The 17,362-nt window shown below is 39.4% G+C and carries 19 protein-coding genes and 3 other annotated features; of the genes, 3 read left to right on the forward strand and 16 right to left on the reverse strand.

The window, feature by feature from the left end; all coding sequences use genetic code 11:
- Positions 1–13: 13 nt before the first annotated feature.
- Positions 14–1,048: a phenylalanine--tRNA ligase subunit alpha gene (gene pheS / locus ABE65_RS15335; protein WP_066396704.1), complete on the reverse strand. Its 1,035-nt coding sequence runs from the start codon at positions 1,046–1,048 to the stop codon at positions 14–16.
- Between the two features lie 41 nt (positions 1,049–1,089).
- Positions 1,090–1,311 (reverse strand) — a binding site (T-box leader).
- A gap of 66 nt (positions 1,312–1,377) precedes the next feature.
- Positions 1,378–2,145, reverse strand: a complete 768-nt coding sequence (locus tag ABE65_RS15340) for a TrmH family RNA methyltransferase (protein ID WP_066396706.1) — start codon at positions 2,143–2,145, stop codon at positions 1,378–1,380.
- Between the two features lie 105 nt (positions 2,146–2,250).
- Between ABE65_RS15340 and sspI the strand changes: the two genes are divergently transcribed.
- Entirely contained in the window at positions 2,251–2,457 is a 207-nt protein-coding gene (gene sspI, locus ABE65_RS15345; protein WP_066396708.1) for a small acid-soluble spore protein SspI, read from the forward strand.
- Positions 2,458–2,504: 47 nt separating this feature from the next.
- Here sspI and ABE65_RS15350 read toward each other — a convergent pair whose 3' ends face one another.
- Entirely contained in the window at positions 2,505–3,005 is a 501-nt protein-coding gene (locus ABE65_RS15350; RefSeq protein ID WP_066396710.1) for a dUTP diphosphatase, read from the reverse strand.
- 110 nt (positions 3,006–3,115) lie between these two features.
- Positions 3,116–3,718 (reverse strand): TVP38/TMEM64 family protein, encoded by a 603-nt coding sequence (locus ABE65_RS15355; RefSeq protein WP_066396712.1) that lies wholly within the window; start codon positions 3,716–3,718, stop codon positions 3,116–3,118.
- Between the two features lie 147 nt (positions 3,719–3,865).
- Between ABE65_RS15355 and ABE65_RS15360 the strand changes: the two genes are divergently transcribed.
- Both ABE65_RS15360 and ABE65_RS15365 read left to right on the forward strand, forming a co-directional pair.
- The gene (locus ABE65_RS15360; protein WP_066396714.1) at positions 3,866–5,206 is read left to right on the forward strand and encodes a cytochrome ubiquinol oxidase subunit I; all 1,341 of its coding nucleotides are present in this window, start codon (positions 3,866–3,868) and stop codon (positions 5,204–5,206) included.
- 16 nt (positions 5,207–5,222) lie between these two features.
- Positions 5,223–6,248 (forward strand): cytochrome d ubiquinol oxidase subunit II, encoded by a 1,026-nt coding sequence (locus ABE65_RS15365; protein ID WP_066396715.1) that lies wholly within the window; start codon positions 5,223–5,225, stop codon positions 6,246–6,248.
- A gap of 2 nt (positions 6,249–6,250) precedes the next feature.
- On the opposite strand, the gene ABE65_RS15370 is transcribed toward ABE65_RS15365, so the two are convergent.
- The 12 genes from ABE65_RS15370 to nrdR all read right to left on the reverse strand — a co-directional run bounded on the left by ABE65_RS15370 (position 6,251) and on the right by nrdR (position 17,333).
- Positions 6,251–6,502: a DUF1294 domain-containing protein gene (locus tag ABE65_RS15370; protein ID WP_269148762.1), complete on the reverse strand. Its 252-nt coding sequence runs from the start codon at positions 6,500–6,502 to the stop codon at positions 6,251–6,253.
- Positions 6,503–6,575: 73 nt separating this feature from the next.
- Entirely contained in the window at positions 6,576–6,935 is a 360-nt protein-coding gene (gene rplT / locus ABE65_RS15375) for a 50S ribosomal protein L20 (protein ID WP_066291543.1), read from the reverse strand.
- Positions 6,936–6,973: 38 nt separating this feature from the next.
- Positions 6,974–7,177 carry a 50S ribosomal protein L35 gene (gene rpmI / locus ABE65_RS15380; RefSeq protein WP_066243622.1) on the reverse strand — a complete coding sequence of 68 codons (204 nt, stop codon included), beginning with the start codon at positions 7,175–7,177 and terminating at the stop codon, positions 6,974–6,976.
- Positions 7,178–7,201: 24 nt separating this feature from the next.
- A complete protein-coding gene (infC, locus tag ABE65_RS15385; RefSeq protein ID WP_066396718.1) occupies positions 7,202–7,705 on the reverse strand; it encodes a translation initiation factor IF-3 in 504 nt (167 codons plus the stop codon).
- Positions 7,706–7,777: 72 nt separating this feature from the next.
- Positions 7,778–7,922 (reverse strand) — a sequence feature (ribosomal protein L20 leader region).
- A 259-nt stretch (positions 7,923–8,181) separates the two neighbouring features.
- A complete protein-coding gene (thrS, locus tag ABE65_RS15390; protein ID WP_066396719.1) occupies positions 8,182–10,092 on the reverse strand; it encodes a threonine--tRNA ligase in 1,911 nt (636 codons plus the stop codon).
- 65 nt (positions 10,093–10,157) lie between these two features.
- Positions 10,158–10,387 (reverse strand) — a binding site (T-box leader).
- A 64-nt stretch (positions 10,388–10,451) separates the two neighbouring features.
- A complete protein-coding gene (ytxC, locus tag ABE65_RS15395) occupies positions 10,452–11,321 on the reverse strand; it encodes a sporulation protein YtxC (RefSeq protein ID WP_066396721.1) in 870 nt (289 codons plus the stop codon).
- A 103-nt stretch (positions 11,322–11,424) separates the two neighbouring features.
- A complete protein-coding gene (locus tag ABE65_RS15400; RefSeq protein WP_066396723.1) occupies positions 11,425–12,078 on the reverse strand; it encodes an amino acid ABC transporter permease in 654 nt (217 codons plus the stop codon).
- An 18-nt stretch (positions 12,079–12,096) separates the two neighbouring features.
- Positions 12,097–12,867 carry a basic amino acid ABC transporter substrate-binding protein gene (locus ABE65_RS15405; protein ID WP_082861583.1) on the reverse strand — a complete coding sequence of 257 codons (771 nt, stop codon included), beginning with the start codon at positions 12,865–12,867 and terminating at the stop codon, positions 12,097–12,099.
- A gap of 267 nt (positions 12,868–13,134) precedes the next feature.
- Positions 13,135–14,241, reverse strand: a complete 1,107-nt coding sequence (gene mqnC, locus ABE65_RS15410) for a cyclic dehypoxanthinyl futalosine synthase (RefSeq protein ID WP_066396733.1) — start codon at positions 14,239–14,241, stop codon at positions 13,135–13,137.
- A gap of 124 nt (positions 14,242–14,365) precedes the next feature.
- A complete protein-coding gene (gene dnaI / locus ABE65_RS15415) occupies positions 14,366–15,310 on the reverse strand; it encodes a primosomal protein DnaI (protein WP_066396737.1) in 945 nt (314 codons plus the stop codon).
- A gap of 13 nt (positions 15,311–15,323) precedes the next feature.
- Complete coding sequence (locus tag ABE65_RS15420) at positions 15,324–16,712, reverse strand: replication initiation and membrane attachment family protein (protein ID WP_066396740.1); 1,389 nt, start codon at positions 16,710–16,712, stop codon at positions 15,324–15,326.
- Positions 16,713–16,871: 159 nt separating this feature from the next.
- Positions 16,872–17,333, reverse strand: a complete 462-nt coding sequence (nrdR, locus tag ABE65_RS15425; protein WP_066396742.1) for a transcriptional regulator NrdR — start codon at positions 17,331–17,333, stop codon at positions 16,872–16,874.
- Between the last annotated feature and the right edge of the window lie 29 nt (positions 17,334–17,362).

Raw genomic sequence — 17,362 nt, forward strand, 5'->3', positions numbered from 1 at the left:
TCCCCTCCTCAAGTTATGCATTTTTGAATTGTTTTAAAAACCGGATATCGTTCGCATAGAAATGACGAATATCATCAATTCCATATTTGAGCATCGCGATACGTTCAGGTCCCATTCCAAATGCAAAACCTGTGTATTTCTTTGAATCGAATCCAGCCATCTCAAGTACGTTCGGATGAACCATACCTGCTCCTAAGATCTCGATCCAACCTGTTTGTTTACAGATCGAACAGCCTTTTCCGCTACATTTAAAACAAGAGATATCCATTTCAACAGATGGTTCTGTAAAAGGGAAGAAACTTGGACGAAGACGAATTTTTCGATCTTCACCGAACATTTTCTTCGCGAACGTTTCGAGAACACCTTTTAAATCACTTAAACGAACATTTTGGTCTACAACAAGTCCTTCAATCTGCATGAACTGATGAGAGTGTGTTGCATCATCGTTATCTCTTCGGTAAACCTTACCTGGAGAAATGATTTTTACAGGTCCTTCCCCTTCATGCTTTTCCATCGTACGTGCTTGAACAGGTGAAGTTTGTGTACGAAGAAGGATATCCTCTGTAATAAAGAATGAGTCTTGCATATCACGCGCAGGATGCCCTTTTGGCAAGTTAAGCGCCTCGAAATTGTAATAATCTGTTTCTACTTCTGGACCTTCAGCGATCGTGAAGCCCATGCTTAAGAAAAGATCTTCAATCTCCGTAACAACTGCTGTTAACGGGTGAGGATTTCCTTTCTTTACAGGTCTTCCTGGTAATGAAACATCGATTGTTTCTTTTGATAGCTTTTCCGCGATGGCTGCATCCTCAAGCGCGGTTTGTTTTTTATCTAGTTCCTGTTGGATGCTGTCACGAACTTCGTTGGCATAAGCACCAATAACAGGTCTTTCTTCAGCAGACAGTTTTCCCATCCCTTTTAATACTTCAGTAATGGGTCCTTTCTTTCCTAAATAAGCTACCTTAACAGCTTGCAGATCTTTTAAATCTTGTGCTTCTTTGATCTGTCCGATCGCTTCTACTTTTAAAGCTTCTAAACGGTCTTTCACCGTGCAACCCCTCCTAAAAAATGTAAAAAACTCCTCATCCAATAAGGGACGAGGAGTTCGCGGTACCACCCAATTTAACAATGAAAAATACACTGTTCACTTCATTTTAATAACGGCTCTTCACCGGTCAGCCCTACTTACCGTTTCAGGTGACAACTCCGGAGTGAATTCAATAACACCTACCAAAGAAATGCTCACAGTCTAAGACATTTCCTCCCTTTTTGGCGGAATCATTATCTACTTTTCTCCATCTTCGTTTTTAATGCTATTCCATTCATCTTTTTCATTATATATGAAAAAATTCTATAATTGCAACGCTATGTCACAAATTACGTACGATTTCGCTGTAATTCATACAAAAGAATGCCCGTTGCTACGGAAACGTTTAGGGACTCTGCACTGCCGAAGATCGGAATCTTCACATTCAACGTTGATTCTTGTTGAAGAATCTCCTGTACACCAGCGCCTTCATTGCCCATGATCAAAGCAAATCCATTTACTTCAGGCGTTTCTCGCATATCCACAGAATTTTGAAGAGACGTCGATAGTACCGGCAGATCATGCGCTTTACAACGTTCAATAATCTCTAACAAGTTCGCTTTTACGATCGGCAGATGAAACAACGATCCTTGCGTTGATCGGACGGTTTTACCATTATAAAGATCCGCTGTACCTTCGCCTAAGAATACACCGTCGAGACCTGCGCTATCAGCTGTTCGAATGATCGTACCAAGATTTCCTGGGTCTTGAACGCCATCGATTAAAAGGTAACGACCTTCTTTTTTAATGATTTCTTCAGATTGATCCATCATTTCACAAACAGCAATGATCCCTTGTGGCTTTTCTGTTTCAGATAGCTGTTTCATTAATTTAGCCGGAACAGACCATAGGCTGAATTTTTCCTTTAACCAAGTCTCGTTGATTTCAAAATTTTCTTCAACAATCACATGTTGAAGTTTTGCTCCAGAGGCAATTGCTTCTTCTATAAGATGCGGACCTTCAATCAAGAAAGTCCCAGATTTTTCACGTTCTTTTTTTGTATGAAGTTTTTTCCATTGCTTCAAGGAAGCGTTGGACTCTGATTCAATGTGCTTCATTTTCAGGTGTTCTCCTTTAAATCATAAATATTTTACTTTTTTCTCATAAAACATGCTCAGAACGTACACAATAAAAAAAGAAAAAATCAATAGAGGTGCATATCCATGAATCTTGATCTTAGAAAAGCTGTATTGCATAACGTTACTGGCAACAATAAAGAGCAATTACAAGATACGATTGTAGATGCCATCGAGAGTGGAGAAGAGAAAATGCTTCCTGGTCTTGGCGTTCTTTTTGAAGTGATCTGGAAAAACTCTGATCAACAAAAGAAAGAAGAAATTTTAAACACACTTTCAGACGGCTTGAAGTAAAACCCGGAATTTCCGGGTTTTTTGTTTATCATTTAAGGCTAGAAGAATTAATACCCTGTATCTTGACGCTCATGATTCACTCTATTCTTTTCAAAATAAGCTCCTTCAATCTCTTCAAATGAAAACCCGAGCTTCACGCCCAACCCTAAGAAAGTATCAAAAAATGATTGAAACTCTTTACTCGATAGAGATTTAGCCCCCGCTTGATAGAGCGTTAAAAATAATGTATTAATATCTATCTTGTCCATTTTCTCACTATGATCAACCTCATTCGTCATATCGACCTCATCAATTCCTAAATCTAAGCCGATTGACAAAACAAAATGTAGTCCGTCTACATATTCTTCTAAGATTACTTCTTTAGCAGAAGCTGGACGTTTACTCCAATATTTAAAGCATCTTGTTTCGTTAGCCAATTCGCCAAGCTCAACTAGAAATGCTAATCTTCTCTGTTCAAATAATGATGAATTATCAAGATTATGTTCTTCCACAATACGCATGTTCAATTCGCGCTGCATGGAAAAGAGTTCTTTAATTTTCACGTTCATCCCTGCCTTTCATTCCTAAGCTATTATAACGTTATCTAGCCCTACATTCGAGGGTGAATTTAGTTGTTCTTCATACAAAGCTAAAAAAATTCTAACAAAAAAAGCACACCTTATGCAGGCATGCGTTGTTTATGGTGTTCTTCTTTCTCTTCCTCAAAGAACTCACTCCATTTGATCACCCATTCTTTTCGTCTCAATAAGTAAAACAATACAGATAACCCAACAAGAATAGCTGCAGAAGTAACGAGCGAGAGTGAGAACAACACCGAGCCGAATGAAGAATAAAGAATAGCGATCGGAACGTTTGAGATGATACTAGCTTTTGTATATTCTTTAAAATTTGACGAGATCTCAATCAAGCATAGACTCAGCAGATGAAAATGCATAAAAGGAATCATTTTTAAAATAGCAATCTGACCTATTGAAAACGGCATTCGTTTCCCAATCCACTTTTTTTGCAGTTTTTTTACTTTTTTCATCAGTTTCGGCATACTTTTCATTCCCCAGTAAAACAAAACACTTGAAAGCGTGATTCCGATGACTGAATAGAACGCCCCTGCCACTGCGCCAAACAAGATGCCACCTGTAAGACAGATCAGGCCGACCGGCAGAAAAAAGAACTGTCGAAACGCTTGAAGAAGAATGAACAATAAAGGGGCAAAGATCCCACTAAACTTGAGCACCTCGATGAACACACTATCATTGTCTAACACGCACTCACCCCCTTTAAGTCAGCATATGACAGAAGACGAGCTCTGTATGACAGAATGTTCGTATGCATAAACACTACTTCTTTTTGACACCTTAACTATAGATTGTTTGCTTACATAGTTCTTAGTTTCTTAGGAGGAGTCCGAATCATGGATACAGTTGTACTCGCGAGAGCGTTCTTTGGTACATCACTAGGTTTTCATATCATATTTGCAACACTTGGTGTAGGTCTTCCTTTGATGATCGTTATCGCCGAAATTATACATCAAGTAAAAGGTGACAACGATTACGCCATCATGGCTAAGCGCTGGACAAAGGCGTTTGCCGTATTGTTAGGAGTTGCTATTCCATCCGGGACGATTGTAGGCGTACAATTATCTCTACTGTGGCCAGGGTTTATGGAGATTGTAGGTAAGGTCATCTCACTGCCCTTTCAAATTGAGATCTTCGCTTTTTTCTTAGAAGCATTATTCATGTCGATCTACGTATATGCTGCTGACAGATTGCCAAGATATTTCCGTTTGATATCTGTATTCTTTGTAGCACTTGGAGCAGTTGCGTCTGCCATCTTAATTTCTGCGGTTAATACGTGGATGAACACTCCAGATGGATTTAAGATCAAACCAGATGGGACAATCTATGATGTTTCTCCGTGGGATGCTTTCTTCAATCCTAGCTTTCTATCCTCATCATTCCATGTTGCCATTACCGCTTATATGACAGGAGCGTTCGCCGTTGCTTCGGTAGCAGCTTTCAAACTGTTAAAGAAACGTCCTGAACGGGAACGAGCTTATCACTTAAAAGGGTTGTTCATGTCTCTTACCGTTGCCCTTTTGATGAGCTTTGTCTCTGCGGTTTCTGGCCATCATTCAGCGCAGATTCTGCACCAGCATTCTCCTGAAAAACTAGCAGCTGCAGAAGGGCTGTTTGAGACTCAAAGGTATGCACCCCTTGCTATAGGGGGGTATACAGATCCAAAGACCGAAGAAGTGAAATACGGAATCGAAATCCCTTGGGCACTTAGCTGGCTTGCTGCTGGAAAGTTTGATACAGAGGTAAAAGGATTGTACGAGTTTCCTCGAGAAACGTGGCCACCGTTTTATGTACACACGCTCTTTAACTTAATGGTAGGGATCGGAACACTTTTATTAGGACTTGCAGCAGTGGCTTTAGCCTACTGGTGGTTCTTTGTAAAAAGAAAAGGAAAACCATTTCCAAAGTGGCTGTTATGGTCGCTTGTTTTATCAGGACCACTCTCTATGCTCGGCATTGAGTTCGGCTGGGTATTCAGCTGTAGCGGCAGACAGCCATGGACCATCTATCGCGTTCAGACAACGGCAGAAGCTGCGACTAAGAATGAAGATCTTGGGATGCTCTTCCTGTTGTTCTTAGGCTTATATGCATTACTCAGCGTGTTAACCGTTTTAATTTTAACGGCTTATTTCAAACGAAATCCTGTATCAAAAGATATGGAAAAACTTCAGAGTTAGAAAGGAGGAATGAAGGATGAGCGAAGAAGTTTTAGCGATTCTGATGATGTGGACCTTTATATTTATCTATAGCATATTCGGTTCCATCGATTTTGGAGCTGGATTCTGGGCGATGATCTATAACAATCATAAGACGATGGCTGGAAGAATCGCGAATCGTTTCTTGTCCCCCACTTGGGAAATTACAAACACGTTCTTAGTTCTTTTAGTGGTTGCGTTCGTTGGTTTCTTTCCAAAAGGTGCATATACTCTCGGAACTGTCATGCTCGTTCCAGTTTCTTTGATTCTCTTCTTACTTGCTATCCGGAGTGCATTTATGGTGTTCTCGTATTCTGTACAAGGATATCGCAGAACGATGTTTATTATCTCTGGCATCTCTGGCCTGCTTATCCCATCCCTGTTAATTGCCGTGCTTCCAATCTCACAAGGTGGATTTATCGCTGTTGATGGAGATACACAGAGCCTTTTGCTCTCAAAGCTGCTTACAAGTCCAACACTCTATTTGTACGTGCTGTTCGGTCTTACATCTGAGTTGTATCTTTCATCACTGTTTTTAGCAGATTACGCAAGAGTCTCTAAAAAAGAGGATGCATATATGCTATATCGGAGCAATGCGATTCTGTTAGGTCCACTGACGCTAATCGCCGCGCTTTTCACATTACTATTCATAACACCAGAATCGCGCTGGCTCATCGATAATCTAATGGATCAAAAGATCTGGTTTATTCTTTCATTGGTCGCCTTTTTTGTTGCATACTTTTCTCTATGGTGGCCAAAACAAAACCGCCCAGGAATTGGACGGCCGCGTCTTACACTATTAGCAACTGTTTTACAATATGGTCTTGCAAGCGTAGGTTATGGATTAGCTCATCTGCCTTACATCGTATATCCTGATTTAACGATCTATGAGGCGTTTACTGCACCCGAGACATTTTATTCCTTAATGATTATGTATATCGTTGGTCTCGCCATCTTGGCACCAGGTTTCTATATTTTCTGGAGGTTGTTCTTAAAAGACAAACGATATCTTCAACAGGAATAGTTCTATATAAACCAACCTGCTAAAACCGTTATAAACATACTTAAAAGAGGCAGCCCATAACGAAATGAAGGATGTTTAGTCTTATGACGCAACTTTTTCATAGCAAGCCACATACCGGGTGCTCCACCAATAATTGCGATCAACCAAAGCCTTGCTTCAGGTGTACGCCATTCGCCCTTTTTAGCAGATAACTTGTCTCTTTTCATAACATAATAAGCGGCTACGTTTAAAATGATTAGATATATGATTAACACCTTGTTGTTTCCCTTCAGAATGAAAAAAGATCATCTCCATCAAATGAGGAAATGATCTTTTCTTTTTTTCTACTTAAGCTTTTAGGCTGTCTTTTGCTTTTGAAGCTAATTCAGCGAAAGCTTTTTCGTCTGTGATAGCAATTTCAGAAAGCATCTTACGGTTGATGTCGATACCCGCAAGTTTAAGACCGTGCATTAAACGGCTGTAAGAAAGACCGTTTGTACGAGCAGCAGCGTTGATACGAGTGATCCAAAGCTTACGGAAGTCACGCTTCTTTTGACGACGGTCACGGTAAGCGTACATAAGTGATTTGAATACTTGTTGTTGTGCTACTTTAAATAATTTATGTTTGGAACCGAAATAGCCTTTAGCTAGTTTAAGAACTTTCTTACGACGACGACGTGTTACATAGCCACCTTTTACTCTTGGCATATTAAAAACCTCCTATTTTTAAATCGATTGATGAACGATTAACGTTTTTTGTAAGTTAACAATGTGCGGATACGCTTGTAGTCACCGCTGTGAACAAGTTTCGCTTTACGAAGCTTACGCTTAGCTTTAGTTGACTTGTTAGCAAACAAGTGACTAGTATAAGCGCGAGCACGCTTTAATTTACCTGATCCAGTTTTTCTAAAGCGCTTCGCAGCACCTTTATGAGTTTTCATTTTAGGCATAATGGTTATCCTCCCTGGTAAAAATTATTTTTCGGCTTTAGGCGCAAGGATAAGGAACATGCTACGACCTTCCATCTTCGGTTTTGTTTCAACCGTAGAAAGATCTTCACATTCTTTCGCTAACTTTTCCAATACCGTTTTTCCGATTTGAGAATGAGTGATTGCACGTCCACGGAAACGAATACTTGCTTTTACTTTGTCACCTTTTTCAAGGAACTTACGCGCATTTCTAAGCTTTGTATTAAAGTCGTTTTCCTCAATCGTTGGACTTAGACGAATCTCTTTAGTCGTAATGACCTTTTGATTTTTTCGTGCTTCACGATCTTTACGTTGTTGCTCGTATTTAAACTTACCGTAGTCCATGATACGACATACTGGCGGTTTAGCAGTTGCAGCAACGAGTACAAGGTCAAGATTTGCGTTTGTAGCAAGATCCAAAGCTTCTTGTCTAGATTTAATGCCAAGCTGGCTTCCATCAGGACCGATTAAGCGAACCTCACGAGCACGAATACCTTCATTGACAGACATGTCCTTACTAATAGTAAGTCACCTCCAAATTTTTTCAGTGAGTGTTTTAAAACACTCGACTTGTTATTTCTGCAAATAAAAAAAGCGTCGGCGCAACGATCACCCACACATAGTAAACCGGCTATGTACAATTTGACATGCCTGAATATCCATCTACCCATCAACAGCCACTAGTGACGTCGAGTCAGGTGAGAAGCGGGTGCTTCTGCTTGTTTGATGCTTTTGCTTATTTTATTAACCTTACATACTATAACACATTGGAGATATACGTGTCAAACAACGAATGTAATAACAGCAACGAAATTAATTTTACTTCGTTTACGAAAGGAATGCAAGAGTTTTTTTATTCATCGGTTTGGTTTTGTTGTTTTACTGTCCACTCTTGAGTATTTACTGTCTACTTTTCTTGATCTACTATCCACTTTGGGCATTATAAAAAAACGGCCAACTTAACATTGGCCGCTCTCTCAATATCCTTATCTCTTTTCGTTAATTTGAGCTAAAATCTTATCGCGGAAATCTTCGTAAGAGACTGTCTCTGACTTTTGCTCACCATATTTACGAACGTTAACGGCATTGTCTTCGATCTCTTTATCACCTAGAACAAGCATGTAAGGAATCTTCTTCATCTGTGCTTCACGGATTTTGTAACCCATCTTTTCATTTCTAGTATCAATCTCAACACGAACAGCATGTTTCTTCAAATCTTCTTGAAGCTTATACGCATACTCGTTGTGAACATCTGATACAGGAATTAGTTTTACTTGAACAGGTGCTAACCAAGTTGGGAACGCTCCAGCAAAGTGCTCAACTAAGATTCCTAAGAAACGGTCGATCGAACCATAGATCGCACGGTGAATTACGACCGGGCGAACCTTTTGGTTGTTTTCATCTACATACGTTAGATCGAATTTTTCTGGCATTTGGAAGTCCAACTGAATCGTTGCACACTGATGACTTCTCTTAAGAGCATCTTTAATATGGAAGTCGATCTTTGGACCGTAGAACGCTCCATCTCCCTCGTTCAGGTGATAGTTCATTCCTAGATCTTCTAGAACGTTTTTCAATGCGCCCTCAGCTTGTTCCCATAAACGATCATCACCCATAGAATCTTCTGGACGAGTTGAAAGTTCTACCGAATATTCGAATCCAAACGTGCTGTAGATTTTATCCACTAACTTAAATACGTTTTTAATTTCACTTTCGATCTGCTGTGGTGTAACAAAGATATGCGCATCATCTTGACAGAACGTACGAACACGGATCATACCGTTCAGTGCGCCGCTATATTCGTGACGATGCACTTGACCGAATTCAGCCATACGTACAGGAAGATCTCTATAAGAATGAAGTTTGTTCTTAAAGATCAGCATGTGACCTGGGCAGTTCATCGGCTTCATCGCAAATTTTGTATCATCTACTTCAGAGAAGTACATGTTTTCATGATAGTGATCCCAGTGACCTGATTGTTCCCATAGACGCTGATTCATCATAAACGGAGTACGTACTTCATCGTAATCCACTTGGCGTTGAAGTTCACGAGAGAAATTCTCAAGCTCAGTACGTATTGTCTGGCCGTTAGGAAGATAGAAAGGCATTCCTGGTGCCTCTTCTGAGAACATGAATAACTCTAATTCTTTTCCTAGTTTACGGTGATCGCGTTTTTGAGCTTCCTCAATAAAGTGAAGATACTCATCAAGGTCTTTTTGGCTTAAGAACGCAGAACCATATATACGTTGAAGCATTTGGTTGTCGCTGTCTCCACGCCAGTATGCACCAGAGATGCTCATTAATTTATAAGCTTTGATCTTTCCAGTTGAAGGAACGTGCGGCCCACGGCAAAGGTCAAAGAATTCACCTTGCTCATAGATCGTGATCTTTTCCCCTTCAGGAAGGTCTCGGATCAGCTCAAGCTTTAAGTGATCGTTCAATTTTTCGTAAATCTCAAGCGCTTCTTCACGACTAACTTCTTTGCGTACGATCGGAAGATTTTCGTTTACGATCTTCTTCATTTCTTTTTCGATCGCAGGCAGATCTTCTGGTGTTAAGTTATGAGACATGTCTACATCATAGTAAAACCCGTTATCGATAACTGGTCCAATGCCAAGCTTCACGTCTGGGTAAAGACGCTTAAGAGCTTGAGCAAGTAAATGGGCATTTGAGTGTCTTGTCATTTCAAGACCCTCTTTAGAATCCTGCATCACGATCTCGATTGATGCATCTTCTTCGATAGGACGTGAAAAATCATATAATTGTCCGTTCACTTTCCCTGCAACTGCTTTTTTCTTTAAACTTGGGCTGATACTCTCTGCTACTTGTTCTGAAGTAACGCCTTTAGGAAATTCCTTGACTGAACCGTCAGGGAACTTGATAGAAATTGACGACATGTAAAACATCTCCTTTTTATTCTTGGAATCTTATCTGATTGAAAACAAAAAACACCCGTCCCTATAGAAGGGACGAGTGATGATCTCGTGGTTCCACCCTTGTTCCGACAACTTTAAACAAACCAGTCGGCACTCGGACAGTGTAACGGACTGCGACCGTCAGCGATTACTAAAAATGTTCACCGCTGAAGTTCCAAGGTGGTAAAGCATTTTTCCGTGTTAGGAAGCTTTCAGCCGAGACTTCCCTCTCTATGAACCGTAAAAATATGCTTCTTGTCCTTATCAATACAGATTGAATGATAAAATTATACACCTATTATATGCAGTCGTTTTTCAAAAAGCAAGAGGACTCTGTAAGTTTATGACTTTTTTTTACGATAGGATCGATGTTCCTTGAAGGACATCCTTTCAATCGGTGTGATCGTGACCTTTTCCTGAAAGATGTTTTTCACCGTTTGAAGCAGTGGATGATCCATATCATATGCATAGATCCTGGCGGAATTTGGAGAGATTCCAACTAAAGGGCCTAAAAGTCGTTCGTCTAAATTCGCTACATTGGTTAGTCGCAGTGCTTTTTCATGAAACATCATCAATTCAGTATGCGTTAGCTGATTTTGATGTTCATCAAAAAGAAGAATCTGCTCTTGTTCAAAAATAACGACGATATCAGCTGAAGTAAAAGATCTTTGTTTCGTTAAGCATGTCCGTAACTGCTCTACGAACATTTGGTACTCAAGTTCTAACTTGTACTCATCAATCGCACATTCAACAATCTTCAGTAAAGTTGCTAAATACTCTTTCAACCTAAACTTAATGAACGAATCAAATTCTAAAAAATTTGTTTTAGCGTCAATAATAGATTCCCATTGCCTTTTGATTAGTTCATTTAAGCTTGGAAGGTGTTTAACATCAGGTATTCCTTCGATCTCTCCCAGAATGATGCTTTTCGTGATAGATAAGATCTCTTTTTGCTCCGCTGAATCGCTGTAACAAAATGCTTGTTCAATCATTTCCTTCAAACAAATATCCTCTACTTTGTTTCGAGTAAATTCTGTTAACACATCCAATATGAACGTTTTTCTCTCCTGTATGTGCAATTCAAGAATTTTAGAAGAAGCTTCAGATAATTTGGCAAAGGAAGGGTTTATTTTATGCTCAGCTGCTATACGAATCATTTTCTTCAAAACAGCTATACCATCTGATGGGTGTGAAAAAGCAATCGCGACCAAATAAGTCCCCCCCATATAAAATCCTCAATAATACACTATATGGGACGAGGTCCTAAAACATGTTACTTAGAAAAGAAAAAACAACCCTGTAGGGAGGGTTGTTTCAATAAACGAATTTCCGCTCGATTCTTGATAAGATAAAAGCCATGCCAAGCGTTAAGATTAAATACATTAAGGCAGCAGTCATATAAGGTTCCCATGGACGATAATACTGCCCCATCATCGCTCTCGCATAATACATTAATTCCGGGGTTGCAATAATTGAAACGAGTGATGAATCTTTAATCAGTACAATAAACTCGTTACCTAGCGGCGGGATCATTCTTCTAGACGCTTGCGGCAGAATAACATGTTTCATAGCTTGTACATGATTCATACCGAGCGAACGCGCCGCTTCCATCTGTCCTTTATCGATCGATTGAATTCCCGCTCTAAATATCTCTGCGATATAAGCAGCAGCATTAAGCGAAAGAGCTAGAACGCTTGAAATGAACACGTTTGGCGGCTTCATGAACAGTGGCATAAGCGCTGAATGAATCAATAGAATCTGAACTAGCAAAGGTGTGCCTCGAAAAAAACTAATATACCATATGCACGGAAGATTAATAAAAGGGTTCTTCACCATTTTGCCGAGCCCTATGAATAAACCTAATATTGTACCGAATAGAATCGCCAAAAATGATAACTGAACGGTTACCCATGTTCCTTTTAAGAACAAAGGCATGTAATCACTAATAATCTGTAAAGAGTAATCCATGAAGACCTCCTGAGAATGTTATTGTTTCAGCACATCTACATTTGGTTCTTCACCAAACCATTTTTTATAGATCTCAGCATATTTTCCATCATCGATAATTTTCTTCATTGCTTTGTTAATCTCTTCTTGATGTTCACCATCTTTAGGGAAGATAATCCCATAAAATTCACTCTCGAAATTTTCTTTATCGCTGATAGTTACGAGTTTTTTATCAGGGTTATTTTTTTCATATTCTTGTACTACAGCGTTATCTGCCACTACCGCTTCTACTTCACCGTTTAATAGTGCTTGTATCGCTAATACATTGTTTTCATATTTCTTAATGTTTTCATTTTTACCAAACATCTTTTCAAGTGCTGCTTGTCCGGTCGTTCCGTTCTGCACACTTACCTTCATTCCCTCTAAGTCCTTCGCACTCTTAATCGATGTTCCTTCTTTTGCTAAAATCATATTGATCGATTCAAAGTAAGGCGAAGAAAAGTCATAACTTTTCTTACGATCATCATTGATCGTAATAGCAGAGATCCCTGCATCAACTTCTTCATTCTGAAGAGCAATAAATAACGGGTCCCACCCTTTATTTTTTAATTCATAATCCAATCCGGCTTCCTTCATCACAGCATCGAGCAATTCAACGTCGAATCCTACAATTTTATCACCGTCTAAGGATTCGAAGGGGGCATATGCTGCATCTGTTCCCACCGTCAACTTATCACCAGAACCTGACGAGCAAGCTACTAGAAACGCAGCTGATAAACCTATTAGTCCCATTTTAAATTTTCTTTTCATTTCCATTTTTATATTTCCCCCTTTATTCTAAATATTCTTATATTATACACAAAATTTAAAATATAAGGAAAATTACGATAATTATTTTTAATACGAAAGTCACTCCATACTATTTTGAATATAAAACAAAAGACCCCGTCTTGGAATCATTTGTATCCTCAATATTCTGTATGTGCCTATAGGACAATCTTTAAAGCTGAGATCATCCATCCAATCAGAATGAAAAAATGCACCTGACATAAAAATGCCAAGTGCTTCGCTGTTGAATTAGTTTTGCATCACAAAATCTTTTTCAGCTTTTTCTTCGTCCTCAAATACACGAAGTGTTTCGTATTTTGTATTTCTTTGTGCTGGTATCTTACCTGCTTCACGAATCAATCGCAGTGTTAAGTTCGTGTTTACTTTGTGAGTCGTTCCAGCTGCTGAAACAACGTTCTCTTCCATCATCGTGCTGCCAAAATCGTTGCAGCCATAGTGAAGAGATTTTTTACCAACCTCAGGTCCCATCGTAACCCAAGAAGATTGGAAGTTAGGAATGTTATCTAAGAAGATACGAGAGATCGCAACATTCTTCAGATATTCTCTCGGAGTTGTCTTTTCAGCCTTCATGTTCGTGTTATCCGGTTGGAACGTCCAAGAGATGAAAGCTAAGAAACAATCTGTCTCGTCTTGTGCATCACGAACACGCTGTAGATGAAGTGCGCGTTCTTCAAACGTTTCACCAAATCCAATAACCATCGTAGCAGTAGAATGCAGTCCAACTTTTTTTGCCGTTTTCATACAATCGATCCACTCTGTCCACGAGCCTTTAAGTCTGCTGATCTTCTTACGGGTACGGTCATCTAAAATTTCAGCTCCGCCTCCCGGAAGAGAATCAAGCCCAGCTGCTTTCAGTTCACGGAGTACTTCCTCTAGAGATAGACCAGACACTTCAACCATCTTCCATATTTCTGCTGGAGAAAATGAATGCATCGTGATATCAAAGCGCTTTTTGATCTCTCTTAACAAGTCCGTATAGTAGCTGAACGGCAAGTTAGGATTTGTTCCGCCTTGCATAAGAATTTCTGTACCACCTACATCTACGGTCTCTTGAATCTTTTGAAAGATTACTTCATCATCCAACACATAACCTTCGCTGCTTCCTGGCGCTCTATAGAACGCGCAGAATCTGCAATATGTATCACAAAAATTTGTATAGTTTACGTTACGGCCAATTACGAATGTGGTAATCGGTTCAGGATGCCACCTTTTCATAATAATATCCGCAACTTCTCCCATTCGTTCTACTTCATCACTTTCATAAAGTTTAACGGCATCTTCTACCGATAAACGTTCGCCATCTAAAGCTTTTTGTAAAATAGATTCTATACTCATCGGTAACCTCCGAATACAATGTCTTAAGATCTTGTCTGTTCTTATCCTATCATATTTTTGTTGAAGAGACAGCTTTGTGTTTTTTCAAAAAAAGTCCCTGCCCTTTAAAAGAGCAGAAACTATATTAATAATCTTCTCTGAAATTTTTATTTCCACCCATAAAAATCGGAGTACTTAAGTGTTTGATCCGCTCCATGATTCTAAGAGCCTTCAATTCATCAAGTCCACCCTTTTGAGAATACGATAGATGCTGCTGCAGCATATCATAATCACAATTGGAGGTGTAGAGAGTAGGCAGTTTTTCCATCATTCGATATTGAAGGATAACGCCAATAATCTCATCCCTGACCCAGTTCGTCATATTCTCAGCACCAAGATCATCAAGCATCAATACGGGAACAGTCTTTAACAGTTCCATCTTTGAGTCAAATGTTCCATCAGAAAGTGAAGATTTCATTTCTCGAAGAAACTCCGGTGTGTGAATGATCAAAGAGTGTACACCTTTTTCGGCTAAACCATTTGCAATCGCACCCAGAAGATATGTTTTACCAACGCCAAACTTTCCATAGAAGTAGATCCCTTTTGCTTGATGACCCGAACCTGCCATCTGGACAAATTCATAAGCCTTCGATATCGCGTTACGTCTTGTTTCGTCAATACTATGTTTGTACAAACGATCAAATCTCGCTTCGAGGATCTCTTTCGGTATAAAGTAACTCTTAATCAATGAAGTCATGGATTTCTTTTGTTCATCGATAACTTTTAGTTCACAAGGTTTGTATCTTAGTTCTACGGTTTGTCTCACTTTCGTCAGTTCAGAACGATACCCTTGCATAAGGTTAGGACAATTCTCTAAACCCGGACAATTGCGGCAAGCATGCTGTTCGTTCTTAAAGGTGTAAAAACTGGACAATAATTTTTCCGCATGGACATCTGATATGTCAGGGTTCTCTCGCAGAAAACGCATGACCCCAGGGTCTGTAAGTACTTGTTGCTTCATTTGCTCAAATCTTTCCTGAAACTTATCAAACCCCGGCATATTCTTAACAGATTCCTTTATGGATTCCATATTATTCCCCCCTTTATTTCGAACTATTTAACAAACTCTCAAGCCATTTACGGTTCTCATCCTCTGTAGTATCTGTGTTAGCATCACCAGTCTGATCAGCAGATACTCTATCCTGTTTCAGCCAATCAGGAACAGTAACGTTACTCTTCTTATTACCCTTATTATAAGAGCCAGAATTCACCTTTTTATCTTGCCATTCTTTATACTTCCGTTTTTCATCGCGTGCTAATGTCATTGCCTCTATAACCGTTTGTGCTTTTTTTCGAGCCCAATGTGAAGCAATCCGTTCGATCAACCCTTTTGCAAGCTTCATATCATTCTCAGATAAAACATAATCTAATAGAACATTCGTAACACCTGGCGTTAGATTCTGATCGATCATACAATAGGCAACGAGTTTTAAATCTACTTCTGAAGGAGTTGTACCTGAATAATCTTCTAACAAACGATAAGGTGACACTTCTTCAAAGTATTTGATAAGTTCTTCTTCTTTTGATTGAGGCTGCATGCCATGAAGAGCTTTTAATGGAACCGGCTGCGTCTTTAACGCAAGAACCGGCAGTCCTTCTTCATGCTCAAATCGATACCATTTCTGAATTTCTTTTCTTAAACTCTCTGCAGTAATTTCTCCTGTCGAGTAGTATACGTTTTGAATTTGCTTACTCATATCCATCGGTTGTAACTGATAGATGTATGCTAACTTATAAATCGCTTCCTTTAATTTCGGGGTGATCACCTCTTTAGGCACGATAAAAGATGAGATCTGATTCACCATCGCTTCGAAATCAAAGGTGGATTCACTTAGTACAACTTTCCCATGAATGTCTTTTTCATGTAAAGAGACATCTTCTGGAAGAACGTTTTCGTTAATCTCCGCATAACTCTTCGATGACATTTCAGATGGGTGCAAAGAAGTAAACACATCACTGAACGAAGCAGTAACCTCTTTATACTCCGACACATCGGTTTGGGCAATATAAAAGGACTCTCTAACTTCAGTAAACTTCGCTTTTCCTAAACGGTTAAATAAATATATGCTTAAAAAGCCATCTGTAAAAAAAGCATTTGGCGAAAGCGGGAGTTGAAGCTCATAAACGTACTCCCTTGAACTATCGCCGTCTTTTTTAAACGTCTTCAAGAGACCGATCGCTTCTAGCTTCTTTCTCCCCGCCAAAATATCTTTTAGCGAGAACTGAGTTACGTTCATGAGGTGCTGATGTTTTTGTGTCTGCCGATCCATATTTACTTCGCACCATAATGTCATATATAAACTATGTGCAAATGCGCCAACCAACGGCTGATATAACATGGTAAGAACTTTATGATCTATTTCATGCAACATACCCTTGCACTGGACGGAATACGTATCAACGGGCACAACTTCTTGAAAATGTACCGTCATCGTTTTCACCCTTTGTTAAAAAGTCTTTAAAGTAAGCTGGCCGACGGATGTTAGTATCGTCAGCCAGAGTAGTTTGTTCATTATTAGCCGTTTTCTAACAAAGTAGAATTCGGTTTGGTAGTGGAATAAAAAGAGCGTTACAGCAGTCTAAGATACGCTTTAACGCTCCTCCTTGTTAATTAGTTCTTTCAATTCCTGTATAAAAACATTGATATCTTTAAATTGACGGTATACAGAGGCAAATCTAACATAAGCCACCTCATCCGTTTTAGACAGATGTTCCATCACCTGTTCACCAACGGCTGTACTTGATACTTCAGATGCACCTGAGTTCCGTAATTCTTTTTCAATGCTATCTACTATATTTTCAAGCGTTTCCAAGGGGACTGGCCTTTTTTCGCAAGCTTTAATAAGCCCTCTAAGGATCTTTTCACGGCTGAACTCTTCTCGTTCTCCGCCCTTTTTAACAATGATAAGCGGTGTTTGTTCTACCGTTTCAAATGTAGTAAATCTATAGCTGCAAGATTCACATTCCCTTCTGCGGCGAATGGATCTTCCGCTATGTACAGGTCTTGAATCAAGCACTTTTGTTCCGTTGTGCTGGCAAGTAGGACACCTCATTGTAATCATCCCCAAAAAATTTTCTTATT

The organism is Fictibacillus phosphorivorans, assembly GCF_001629705.1.
Classification (GTDB): domain Bacteria; phylum Bacillota; class Bacilli; order Bacillales; family Fictibacillaceae; genus Fictibacillus; species Fictibacillus phosphorivorans_A.

Coding starts and splice junctions, on each gene's coding strand:
- nrdR (WP_066396742.1), bottom strand. CDS start 17,333: ATGAGGTGTCCTACTTGCCAGCACAACGGAACAAAAGTGCTTGATTCA.
- rplT (WP_066291543.1), bottom strand. CDS start 6,935: ATGCCAAGAGTAAAAGGTGGCTATGTAACACGTCGTCGTCGTAAGAAA.
- infC (WP_066396718.1), bottom strand. CDS start 7,705: ATGTCTGTCAATGAAGGTATTCGTGCTCGTGAGGTTCGCTTAATCGGT.
- ABE65_RS15400 (WP_066396723.1), bottom strand. CDS start 12,078: ATGGATTACTCTTTACAGATTATTAGTGATTACATGCCTTTGTTCTTA.
- ABE65_RS15350 (WP_066396710.1), bottom strand. CDS start 3,005: ATGAACGTGAAAATTAAAGAACTCTTTTCCATGCAGCGCGAATTGAAC.
- ABE65_RS15405 (WP_082861583.1), bottom strand. CDS start 12,867: ATGAAAAGAAAATTTAAAATGGGACTAATAGGTTTATCAGCTGCGTTT.
- ABE65_RS15420 (WP_066396740.1), bottom strand. CDS start 16,712: ATGACGGTACATTTTCAAGAAGTTGTGCCCGTTGATACGTATTCCGTC.
- thrS (WP_066396719.1), bottom strand. CDS start 10,092: ATGTCGTCAATTTCTATCAAGTTCCCTGACGGTTCAGTCAAGGAATTT.
- ABE65_RS15340 (WP_066396706.1), bottom strand. CDS start 2,145: ATGAAGCACATTGAATCAGAGTCCAACGCTTCCTTGAAGCAATGGAAA.
- mqnC (WP_066396733.1), bottom strand. CDS start 14,241: ATGAGTATAGAATCTATTTTACAAAAAGCTTTAGATGGCGAACGTTTA.
- ABE65_RS15365 (WP_066396715.1), top strand. CDS start 5,223: ATGAGCGAAGAAGTTTTAGCGATTCTGATGATGTGGACCTTTATATTT.
- sspI (WP_066396708.1), top strand. CDS start 2,251: ATGAATCTTGATCTTAGAAAAGCTGTATTGCATAACGTTACTGGCAAC.
- ABE65_RS15360 (WP_066396714.1), top strand. CDS start 3,866: ATGGATACAGTTGTACTCGCGAGAGCGTTCTTTGGTACATCACTAGGT.
- dnaI (WP_066396737.1), bottom strand. CDS start 15,310: ATGGAATCCATAAAGGAATCTGTTAAGAATATGCCGGGGTTTGATAAG.
- rpmI (WP_066243622.1), bottom strand. CDS start 7,177: ATGCCTAAAATGAAAACTCATAAAGGTGCTGCGAAGCGCTTTAGAAAA.